The organism is Psychrobacter sp., assembly GCF_036731945.1.
Classification (GTDB): Bacteria; Pseudomonadota; Gammaproteobacteria; order Pseudomonadales; family Moraxellaceae; genus Psychrobacter.
This window is the reverse complement of sequence record NZ_DAINDI010000059.1, coordinates 7,270-18,712: the sequence shown is the minus strand read 5'-3', so window position 1 is coordinate 18,712 and position 11,443 is coordinate 7,270. Positions and strand designations below refer to the sequence as shown.

Annotated in this window: 9 protein-coding genes and 1 pseudogene; 9 read left to right on the top strand and 1 reads right to left on the bottom strand. The window is 42.2% G+C overall.

All coding sequences use genetic code 11. The annotated features are described in order from the left end of the window. Positions 1 to 146 precede the first annotated feature (146 nt). The 9 genes from trpB to V7D75_RS11415 all read left to right on the top strand — a co-directional run bounded on the left by trpB (position 147) and on the right by V7D75_RS11415 (position 11,014). Entirely contained in the window at positions 147 to 1,379 is a 1,233-nt protein-coding gene (gene trpB / locus V7D75_RS11455) for a tryptophan synthase subunit beta (protein WP_333614656.1), read from the top strand. A gap of 129 nt (positions 1,380 to 1,508) precedes the next feature. Continuing rightward, on the top strand, positions 1,509 to 1,997 hold the full coding sequence (locus tag V7D75_RS11450; RefSeq protein ID WP_333614655.1) for an HNH endonuclease: 489 nt from the start codon (positions 1,509 to 1,511) through the stop codon (positions 1,995 to 1,997). Positions 1,998 to 2,020: 23 nt separating this feature from the next. Then, positions 2,021 to 2,845, top strand: coding sequence for a tryptophan synthase subunit alpha (trpA, locus tag V7D75_RS11445; protein ID WP_333614654.1), 825 nt, complete (start codon positions 2,021 to 2,023; stop codon positions 2,843 to 2,845). 301 nt (positions 2,846 to 3,146) lie between these two features. Next, positions 3,147 to 4,109, top strand: coding sequence for an acetyl-CoA carboxylase, carboxyltransferase subunit beta (gene accD / locus V7D75_RS11440; RefSeq protein WP_333614653.1), 963 nt, complete (start codon positions 3,147 to 3,149; stop codon positions 4,107 to 4,109). 182 nt (positions 4,110 to 4,291) lie between these two features. After that, the gene (gene folC, locus V7D75_RS11435; RefSeq protein ID WP_333614652.1) at positions 4,292 to 5,659 is read left to right on the top strand and encodes a bifunctional tetrahydrofolate synthase/dihydrofolate synthase; all 1,368 of its coding nucleotides are present in this window, start codon (positions 4,292 to 4,294) and stop codon (positions 5,657 to 5,659) included. A gap of 275 nt (positions 5,660 to 5,934) precedes the next feature. Beyond that, positions 5,935 to 7,122, top strand: coding sequence for a LysM peptidoglycan-binding domain-containing protein (locus V7D75_RS11430; protein WP_333614651.1), 1,188 nt, complete (start codon positions 5,935 to 5,937; stop codon positions 7,120 to 7,122). A gap of 282 nt (positions 7,123 to 7,404) precedes the next feature. After that, on the top strand, positions 7,405 to 7,935 hold the full coding sequence (locus tag V7D75_RS11425) for a DUF2726 domain-containing protein (RefSeq protein ID WP_068408504.1): 531 nt from the start codon (positions 7,405 to 7,407) through the stop codon (positions 7,933 to 7,935). Between the two features lie 249 nt (positions 7,936 to 8,184). Then, positions 8,185 to 9,639, top strand: a complete 1,455-nt coding sequence (locus V7D75_RS11420; RefSeq protein ID WP_333614650.1) for a hypothetical protein — start codon at positions 8,185 to 8,187, stop codon at positions 9,637 to 9,639. Positions 9,640 to 9,754: 115 nt separating this feature from the next. Next, positions 9,755 to 11,014, top strand: a complete 1,260-nt coding sequence (locus tag V7D75_RS11415; RefSeq protein ID WP_333614649.1) for a hypothetical protein — start codon at positions 9,755 to 9,757, stop codon at positions 11,012 to 11,014. Positions 11,015 to 11,081: 67 nt separating this feature from the next. On the opposite strand, the pseudogene V7D75_RS11410 reads toward V7D75_RS11415, so the two are convergent. Further along, positions 11,082 to 11,443 (bottom strand): annotated as a pseudogene (locus V7D75_RS11410) (DUF1853 family protein); the annotation flags it as partial.

Genomic DNA, 11,443 nt, shown 5'->3' with positions numbered 1-11,443 from the left:
GATGGCAAAACGAGACGCCGAGCGAACCTTCGAATATCAGTAATTAGCCTTTTAACGGTGGATTTCTATTTGTTAAATAGCTCATTACCTAAAACCTTTCCCTTTATTTATTCTAAAAAATACCACTTATTATAGTAGGAATTATCATGAGTCATGTCGCAAGCAAAGATGTATCTGCTACTGCTAAAGCCATCAATACCTTTACCAATCCAGAAAACGTCCAAGACTTTAACCAATATCCTGATGCGCGCGGACATTTCGGCGTTCACGGCGGTCGTTTTGTTTCTGAAACCCTGATGGCAGCGCTCGAAGAGCTTGAAACCTTATATACCAAAGTAAAAGCCGATCCGGCGTTTTGGGAAGAGTATCATAACGATTTGGTCAACTATGTCGGTCGTCCAACGCCGCTTTATCATGCCAAGCGTTTAAGTGATGAGATTGGCGGCGCGCAGATTTATTTTAAACGTGAAGACCTCAATCATACGGGCGCGCATAAAGTAAATAACACCATCGGTCAAGCCTTACTGGCTAAGATGTGTGGTAAAAAACGCATTATCGCCGAAACTGGGGCGGGACAACATGGCGTTGCGACGGCAACGATTGCTGCGCGCCTAGGGTTAGAGTGTATCGTTTATCGTATGCGTTTGCTCGGTGCGACCGTTGTTCCAGTGACTTCAGGTTCGCGGACGCTGAAAGACGCCATGAACGAGGCCATGCGCGACTGGGTGACCAACGTTGATACGACCTATTATATTATTGGCACGGTTGCAGGGCCGCACCCTTATCCGCTACTGGTACGTGATTTCCAAGCGATTATCGGTAAAGAAGCGCGTATTCAACATTTAGAAAAAACCGGTAAATTACCTGATGCCTTGGTTGCCTGTGTCGGTGGTGGCTCCAACGCGATTGGTCTATTCTTTGATTTCCTAAATGATACTGACGTCAAAATGTATGGCGTCGAAGCAACGGGCGACGGTATTGAATCAGGTCGCCATTCAGCGCCATTGGCCGCTGGTCGTATCGGTGTGCTGCATGGTAACCGTACTTATTTGATGGCAGATGATGAAGGACAAATCCAAGAGACGCATTCTATCTCAGCGGGTCTTGATTATCCGGGTGTTGGCCCTGAGCATAGCTTCCTAAAAGACATGAAGCGTGTTGAGTACGTTGGCTGTACCGATAAAGAGTCGCTAGAGGGCTTTCATGAAGTGACGCGTAAAGAAGGCATTATCCCAGCGCTTGAATCTGCTCATGCGGTCGCCTACGCGCTGAAGCTGGCTAAAACCATGACGCCTGAGCAAAGTATTATCGTTAATATGTCAGGTCGCGGTGATAAGGATTTGCATTCGGTAATGAAAGCGGAAGGGATTGAGTTGTAGATTCGTTTTCTAGCTTAAAAATTATTAATATTTTTCATTTAGTTTGATAATGCCCTCTATTAAGTTTAATAGAGGGTTCACAATATATATTTATATTATTTAATTTTGAAAAATCAGAGAATTAGTAAGATGGCAAAAGTCACACCCTCTATGGCGAAAAACCAGATTAAACGTAGCCTACTACAAGTTATAGATACTCACCCTAACAAATCTCAGAAGCAGCAAGTTTGGAATTATTTTGATAATAAATGTGCCTATTGCGATATAGTAATTGATCCGAATAGTCGCAAAGGTCATCTTGACCACTTGCAGGCTGTAAAAGATGGCGGTACTAATGAAATCTATAACTTTGTGCTGGCATGCAATATTTGCAATGGTGATGAAAAAAGAGAAATGCCTTGGCGAGAATTCTTAATTAATAAATGCCAAAACTTACCAGATTCGGTTTATGTAAAACGCTTAGTACATATTGAGACTTGGCGTCAGAAATCGCTTATTAGTCAGTTAGATGCTGACATATTGTCTCAAATCGATGCCATCATAGAAACCGCTCAAGCGAGTTTTGATAAGTCTATTAAACAGATGCGAGCTTTACGCGATTCAATGACAACAAACTAATTTTAAAATTATAAGAGAACATTATGACCCGTATTGAAAGCACTTTTGAAACCTTAAAATCTCAAAATAAAAAAGCCCTGATTCCTTATGTAATGGCAGGCGATCCAACACCTGCTAACTTTGTTGGCTTACTACATGATTTGGTTAAGCATGGCGCAGATATGATTGAAGTAGGCTTGCCGTTTTCTGATCCAATGGCCGATGGCCCAACTGTTGCATTAGCTGGCGAGCGCGCCTTAGCAGCCGGTACTAGTACGCGTGATGCGCTAAACATGGTGGCAGAATTCCGCAAACAAGATACGCAGACACCGATTATCTTAATGGGTTATCTGAATCCCGTGGAAATCATCGGTTATGACAATTTTGTCGCTTTATGCGAGCAATCAGGCGTTGATGGTATTTTAATGGTTGATTTGCCACCAGCAGAGGCGGGCAGCTTCACGCAGCATTTGACTGAGCATGCGATGAATGAGATTTTTTTATTATCGCCAACGACTTTGCCTGAGCGCCGCGAGCAAGTTCTGACCCATTGCGGTGGTTATATTTACTATGTGTCATTAAAAGGCGTGACCGGCTCGGCGACGCTCGATACCGATGATGTGGCTACCCAAGTACAAGCGATTAAAGCCGAGACCGATTTGCCAGTATGTGTGGGCTTTGGTATTCGTGATGCGGCCTCTGCCAAAGAGATCGGGCAGCACGCCGATGGTATTATTGTCGGTAGTGCGCTGGTGCAAAACTTTGCTGATATCGATGCTAAAAATGAGACTGCGGTTGCAGCTGCTCAGCAAAAAATTATGGTAAAAATGGACGAGTTACGCGGCGCACTTGATAGTTTAACCGCCTAATATTATATCGAGTTTATTGGTATCAAAATTTGAAAGTCTTAGTTTGAAAGGCTTAGAAGGCCAGCGCAATTTTTATAACAATGTTTATAAAGACACAGGCAAATGACTTTGCTAAAGTTAGTTTACGTGTGTAAACTAACATCACATATAAATTGTTACAGTTGCGCATAAGCGCCCTTGATAACTGCTGATGTTATAACGATATGTGACTTTTAAATTGATTCTTATAAACGGACTTCTTAGGGACAAGAGACTAAGCCAATTAAACCAAGCTGGCCAACTTGTCGATAAGCCTTTGATAATGGCGAATACTATGACTGATACGATAACAAAACCTGATATGACCACTGCAAATAATGCTGACACAGGCACGACTGAAAAAAATGGCAGTTCCGCTGGGCAATCATGGTTTGAGCGCCCGATACCGGGCATTAAACAGCAATTGACCGCACCTTTGACGGCTGTCGAAACTGAACCGTCAACCAAGTGTAGTAGCTGTCATTCGATGATTACCAATACGGCGCTGATTTTTAATTGTTATGTCTGCCCGCATTGTGACCATCATTTACCGATGAGTGCGCGTGAGCGCTTAAACTGGCTACTCGACCAAGTAGACGGTGAGCTAGGACAGCAATTCACTGCCAAAGACCCATTGAGCTTTGTGGATAGCAAGCCGTATCCGCAGCGCATGAGCGAAGCACAAGATAAAACCGGCGAGTCTGAAGCACTGCTGGTGATGTATGGTAAATTACGCAATCTTGATATCGTGACGTGTGCCTTTGACTTCCGTTTTATGGGTGGCTCTATGGGCTCGGTGGTTGGAGACCGTTTTGTAGAAGCGGCTGAAAAAGCCCTTAAAGATAAAGTACCCTTAGTCTGCTTTGCGGCTTCTGGCGGTGCGCGTATGCAAGAAGGACTGCTATCTTTGATGCAAATGGCTCGTACGGCAGCGGCGATTGAGCGTTTGCGCTTAGCTGGTGTGCCATATATTGTAGTATTGACCAATCCTGTTTATGGCGGGGTGACGGCATCGCTTGCTATGCTTGGTGATATTCATTTGGCAGAACCAAAGGCCATGATTGGCTTTGCTGGTAAGCGCGTGATTGAGCAGACCGTGCGTGAGACGTTAGAAGAGCCGTTCCAGCGTGCCGAGTTCTTGTTAGAGCATGGCGTGGTTGATGAAGTGGTACATCGTCATCAATTGATTGATACCATCTATCGCTTGTTAGCTAAATTATGCCGCGTACCGAATGTTGATGCTTAACATGTGCTGAGCTGGTTTAGTAAACAGGCAATCGAGATCGTTATGACTTAATAGCATTTATCGTTAATCACGGTAAATGCTATTTTTGCTTTTTGGCTAGGTAGTTATATACTGTCTCTATTTCCTAATTAAGCATTTTCTCATTCTCTATTTTCCCGAAAAATTCCATATAGGTTCCGCCCATGTCTGACTCTACCGTTTCTAATTCTAATATTCCTAATGAGCACTCGAGTTTGACCGAATGGCTCGATTATATGCAGCAAATTCATGTCTCGGCGATAGATATGGGCCTGTCGCGCGTATTGCCGGTTGCTGAGGCGTTAGGCGTGGTACAGTCAGCCAAAGACGATGCTTATGTATTTACCGTAGCGGGCACCAATGGTAAAGGCTCAACGACCGCGGTCATCGCGCAAATGTGCCAAGCGGCAGGTTATAAAACGGCGCTGTATCAGTCACCGCATCTGAGTATGTTTAACGAGCGCGTGCGTATCAATGGTGAGATGGTCAGTGATGAGACCTTGATTGATGCCTTTAGCAAAGTAGAGACGGCAAGGTTACAGTGCGCTTTAACCTTATCATTTTTTGAGATGACAACATTGGCAGCATTATTAATCTTTGCCGAAGCAGATTGCGATGTTTGGGTGTTAGAAGTGGGGCTCGGCGGTCGCTTAGATGTGGTTAATATCATTGATCCTGATATGGCGGTGATTACCAATATCGCTATCGATCATGTCGATTGGCTAGGCGATAATGTCGAAGATATCGGCCGTGAAAAAGCAGGGATTCTACGTGATGGCATTTCTCTAGTTTATGGCGATAAGGCGATGCCAGCGAGTGTACAACAAGCGATTGCCACGCATCAGGCAAGCTGTTATCAAGCTGGACAAGACTTTGATTATCGTAAAGTGGATAACGATGTTTGGCAATATAGTAATGCCGCTGTCACTATGCAACTACCACGCCCCGCGCTATCCTTGACTAACACCGCCAATGCTTTATCAGCGGTGCTGGCAAGCCCTTTAAATATTGATAAAAGTGCTATTGAAAAGGCATTGCGAACGGTCAAGCTTGCCGGTCGTTTTGATTATCGTGAGACCCATAACCGTCATTGGCTGTTTGATGTGGCGCATAACGAGCAAGGCGTTGAGTTTTTATTGGCGCAATTATTACCACTTTGGCAGCAGCATTTGGCTAAACTAAATAGTTGCGAAAACTTAAGTAGCAGGCCTGCCAGCATTAAAATGCTGTTTTCTATGTTAGGCGATAAGGATATCAATAAAGTCGTGCAGCGTTTGACTGAAGCGGGCTTGCCCATTAGCGATTGGTATATCGCTGAGATTGATTATCCACGTGCAGCAAGCACAGAGCAGCTACAAAGTATTTTGGCAAGTTATGTTGATAAGGCACAAATACATGCGTTTAAACGTTTATCAGAAGCCACCGCTGCCGTTATAAAGGGCAGCCAAGCGCAAGACTTAATCGTGGTATGTGGCTCGTTCCATACGATTGGCGAGACGCTAGCGGCTCTTGCTGCTGATAATTTAAATTAAAATCTTACTGATTTAATGTTAGTCTTAGCAGAAGCATGATAGCAGACAGTATAAAAAATATGCTTTATAATCAAACTGCTTTAACATACTGCTATACAATGCTATGTACAAATTAAAATGGCTATGTACAGCTTAACTTAGCATTTAAAAATGGCTGGACGTAACTGGCAGCGATATTAAGTTTCAAAATTGTTTATTAAAGCCATATAAACATAGCTTGGGACGACAGTTGCGCCGCTCAATCAACCTTATTACCAACTAAGAGACGTAAACGGATGAACTTTTCGAGACAAGCCTTATTGGGCATTGGGATGATTATCGGCGGTAGCGTGATGCTATACGCCATGGTACAACAAATTGGCGATAGCAATAAAACAAAACCTGCTTCAGCGATGATAGAAAAACAAAGCCCGGCGCAAGAATCTCCCCAGCCCTTGACGACTGATATCGAGACTGAAAAGCGCATCTTGGCACAAAAACAAAAAGAGCGCGCCGCCCGCGTTGCAGAGCAAGAAAGACGTGCGCAGCAATTCTTAAGCGAGCAAGAGGCAGCTGAAGCGCAAGCATTGGCCAAAGCACGCGCTGAAAGTCAGCAATATTTGGCGAGCACCGCACCTGCTAAAGATAAAGAAGCTGAGGACAGTAAAGAGGCTGAAACAGACACAGCGACGGCGCCCAAATCTAGTGCAGATAGCGATAATACTGCCACGGCAACTGAGAGTGATAACAGCGCACGCGAGCAGCAAAAAGTGGCTCAAGCGCAACAAGAAGCCAAGCTGAAAGAACAAGCAGCGGCTAAAAAGCTAGCAGAGAGTAAAAAGGCAGCGGAAGCAAAAAAACAGGCAGAGGCTAAAAAACAGGCTGAAGCTGAGAAAAAACAAAAAGCTGCAGAAGTCGCTAAAAATGAGGCGCCAAAATCGCCTACGGATTATCAAGTGAAAAAGGGTGATGGGTTGATTAAACTGGCGCGGCAACACAATATGCCCGTAGAAGTCTTGGCACAAGCGAATAATCTATCACCTTCGACCTCGCTACAACTGGGTCAAAATATCACCATCCCATCGCGTCAGCAGGTTGATCGCTTAGCACGTGAAGCAGCAACGGCTGAAAAAGCGCGTGAAGACAAGCGTCAAAAAGAAGAAGCGTTAGCCAAGAAATCAGCCGATGCCAAGCGTGAAGCGCAGCAGAAACTGAGCGAAGCGCGTAAAGAGGTGAAAGAAACCGATGCTAAAGGTAGTTTTGGCGTACAAGTGGCACTCGCGAATGACCAAGCCAAAGCGGATGAGTTGGCAAAGAAATTCCAATCAGCGGGCTATCAAGTTAAAACCAGTCCTACCAGTCGTGGTGTGCGCGTCATCGTCGGTCCTGAACGCGGTAAAGTGGCCGCTTTGGCGCTAAAAGATAAGATTAATAGCGACCCGAAAGTCAATACCACAAGTGCTTGGGTTTTATACTGGCGCTAAATAAACAGCACGATTTTAATTGCGTCCGTTTGTATTTTTATCATTCTCACTAACTTTTTTAACACGACATCTATTGTCGTGTTTTTTGTTTTATTGTTTGCTGATTGGGGCAAGCTTGGTTACGATGTGCGCCGCTATTTTCTATTTCTTCCTGTTCTTTTCTGTACTGTATAACCTGTCAGCCTATAAAGGCTGCCCTGTTGCGGTTAGCTATGTATCGTCATTTTATTTAATGACATCATTTACGTAGCTGACAGCTTTCATTATGTATAAGGTAAAACCATGTCATTTGGCGTTATATTTTTAATATTGGCAGTTGGATTTGTCGGGCTGATCACCCTGCCAAAACTGTTTTCTAATAAGCATTCCACTGAGCCTGAGCCGCCACCTGTACGCGGTGATGAGCTGGCTATTTGGCCATTTGCGCCGATGCCTATCATGACCGATACGGAAGTCATCTTTTTTAAAAAATTAAAAAATGCCTTGCCCGAATATCATATCTTTGTCCAAGTGCAGCTGTCTCGTATCATTGAAGCAAACAGTGACGAAACCTCGGAGCGTAGCTTTTGGTTTAATCGCATTTGTCGCCAAAGCGTCGACTATGTCATCGTGGATATCGATGCGCAGACTACCTTGCTCGCCATCGAGCTTGATGATTGGACACATAATAGTAAAGCGCGGCAGAAGGCGGATGATAAAAAAGACAAAGCGCTTGCCAGTGCCGGTATTGCTATCGTGCGTTTTCATGCTGAGCGGATGCCAAGTGCTGATATGCTGAGATATGAGCTGATGCAGGTGATTGAAAGTTATTAATTAGAGCTACTTTACTATCATGCAATGTTGTTTAAATAGCTAATAATAATTATGTAATATTATTTATATATTTCTTTACCTTATAGATAAATTCCAAAAATAAATAGCTTACTTTATTAATTAAGGAGTAAACTTAAGTTTTTTGTGAAAGATGCAATCTAAATTTTCAAGTGAGCCTTTATGACCTAAATACTTGGATTGTTTTTCTAACCATTTTTCGGAATATATTTAAAATATAAGGAATACATAATGAAAGCTTTTAAAATAACCGCATTAGCTCTCGCCAGTACTTTAGCCTTAGCAGGCTGTGGTAGTGATAGCGACAACAGTGAATATAATGGCAATGGCCCTAGTACTCCTAACGTTCCTACAAAACCACCTGTCGATGATAGTTTGTCTGAGCTTGATCAAGCAAAAGAAATGATTCGCACGGCTAAACTTTTTGTTAGTGACAATAAAGCGGTAACAGAATCTTATAAGGGCGTAAGTGATATCCTGACAGAAAAGCAAGCGTCACGACTTAGCTATACTTTTGAGGTACCAAATTCCCTTTATGATTACATGCAGAAAAAAGGTCTATCACAACTAAATGCAGCTGACATTATAGCTTTGGCCGATGATGAAGAGTTCAGTGATACGTTAGGTAACGTAGCATTGACGCCAGAAAATAGTTTTGTTGCTAATCTGAATGCTGATGGACAATTTAAGCTTTCGGGTACTACTAAGGTAAACGTTGAGGAATATGATTATGCATATAATCCAACGACGGATAGATATGAAGAAATTATTAATCGAGACACCTTTACAACTGCGTTTGATGGTTTCGAAAATGCCTTAGTTTCTAATACTAATAGTGCCAGCTTTAATGGTGGCATTGGATTCAAGAGTATAAAAATTGGTTCTGGCGCTGATATCGTGACGCTGAGCTCTAATAAAGGCTTTACCGTCAGCGGTCAGTTTAGTGATAAAGTTGTGGTTGATGACGAATTTGATCTCAATGACATCAACAGAGAAGGTATTACTTTAGAAAAGGCTATCGTAAAATTAGGCAACTTAAAGCTAACTGCTAATGATAGTGTGATTGAAGCAAAAGACTTAGAGTTTGCTGCCTTAGATATTAGTAAGAAGTTAGCAGATAGTAGTCTAGTGGTTAGAACGATTCCTTATAAACTTGCTATAACAGGTCAAATGACTAAGCAGAAACCTAACACGAATGTAGCAATCACACTCAATGCGACTGCTAACGACGCTGACATTAAAAACTTTTTGACCGTCACTGATGCTGGTAATCTTGAAGAGAAAGCCAATAAATATGTTGGCATGACAATAGTATTGAACATTAAAGGCAATGTGACTAAAGAAGGGTCAACAACGATTCCGCTTAATTTCCAAGCCAATCTTGAACGTACTGCTCGTAACGTCATTGACCTTAAAGGATTAAAGGCTAGCGTAGAAGGTAAAGAGTTATTTGTCACAGGTAAGTCTAATTTAGACAATAATTACGATGTGGTTAGCACGCAATTTACCGTTAAGCAAAATAAAGCATCGATTGAATTAAAGGTTGATGCCAATGGTGATTTTGTTAAAGATAAAATGGGTAAGCTAGGTGACATTATGGTTGACGGTAGTGACTATGGTGATTTAATGGATAATGATGGCAAAATCACGGCTAAATTTAAAGATAACAGTTTAATCGTTCTATAACCAATATAAGTCTAATGGCAGTGCTCAATCATTTTTAATATTATTCGAGCAATAACAAAAAAGAGACGGCTAGTACTGTCTCTTTTTTATGCACTCTAATAAACGTGAGAAATTTATGTCATTCTTTAGCCGAGCTATCTATAGCTTTTCACAACAGGATCTACCGTTTTTCGCCAAACGTAAGCTGTCATTTATTGTTCCAACAACAATCGCTATGATGGCATCAACGTCTATTTTAGCTCAGAGTGAAAATCCTAACTTATACTCTAATTTCAACTCGCCATCTAATCCTACTAACGATTGGTTAAATAATCAAAATATAAACGAAAAGTCGCAGATTGATTGGTCAATAATGGCAACGGCACACAGTCCAGTACAGCCTATTACTGCTTTTATTGGCGATTGGGATGCGCCATTAGTATCAGGAGATCATGCGTATTTACAAGGACGTGCAGACTTAAAAGTACGCCCTGCAGGTAGCTTGATTAGCTATGGTCTGGGTTGGCGTTACGATTACTTGATGAGCTTTAGTGAAGAGACAGCAGAAGTATATTGGCAATATGAAAACAAACAGCCATCGAGCACTAACCAATCATACCCATTATTTTTAGATGCTAAGCATAATGAGAGATTTGGTGCTAATGTTGGTTTTACCCAGCCCCTAAATGCTAATTGGCAGTTAACGACTCATGCCAATATTTGGCAAGGATTACATGCGCTTGAAGGTAAGGTTTCAGGTAACTTAACGACAAGAGTATTGCCTGATACTGAAGTAAGTAACATAAGGGACAGCGTTGATAAAGCGGATGCCTACGTTGATTACTATTATGATAAGCCTGCGCTTGGTGAAGAAAACTTAAACTGGAACCCTGATAAGCCATCAGGTTATGGCTACTCATTAGATTTACAATTAGTGGGAAAGTTATCTGACAAAACACAGGTCATAGTCAGTGGCTACGATGTCCTTGGACGTATGCGATGGAAAGATATGCCAAGCACGCGCTATGCGTTAGATTACGATGTTAATGGTCGACCTTTATATACGATTGAAGGTCAACTTGATACTAAAGATGTCACACAAACGCTACCATGGCGGGTTGAGGGTAATTTGATACATCAATTAAATAATCAATGGCAACTTGGTGCACACACGCAAATTAATGATATTCAAGACTTATATCAACTATCGGCAGGTTATCAGCTTACCGCTAATAATTATCCAATGACTATCACTGGGTTGATAGAGCCGCAGACCAAAGCGTTAGGTATAGCGTTAGATAGCAAGTATGGTGGTATTAAACTACTGACGGATGATATTGATGCAGAAAAAGCCAAGCGCAGTGAGATAAGCTTATACGGTCGCTATGCTTGGTAAGGATGCAATTAAGTCAATCTCATTAGTTATCAAGAAAAATAACTGTTCAAATAAAAACTATGAGACATCAATCATGTACACCATTACGCAGCCGAGGATAAATCACGATCGGTCTATCACCTTCAAAATATAATCCTGTTCTTAAAGTACCGTTTTCAGAATAGATAAGGGATAACTGACGATTGTCATAAAAGTCGCGCTTGCTAAACCATTCAATATAATGAGCGGCGCGTAATGCAGTTACATCAATCGTTGCAAGCGTGGCATTATCGGTTTTATTGCACCATTCGTGCATCGGAAAGCTTGGCGTTAGCCAATGAGGGTAGACGAAATTAGCGATGTTCATTGGCAAAAAGAAGCGTCCTTTAATAACACCATAACGCTTATCAATCTTCACTTGGCCATGACTTTTAGTCTCTACCCATACTG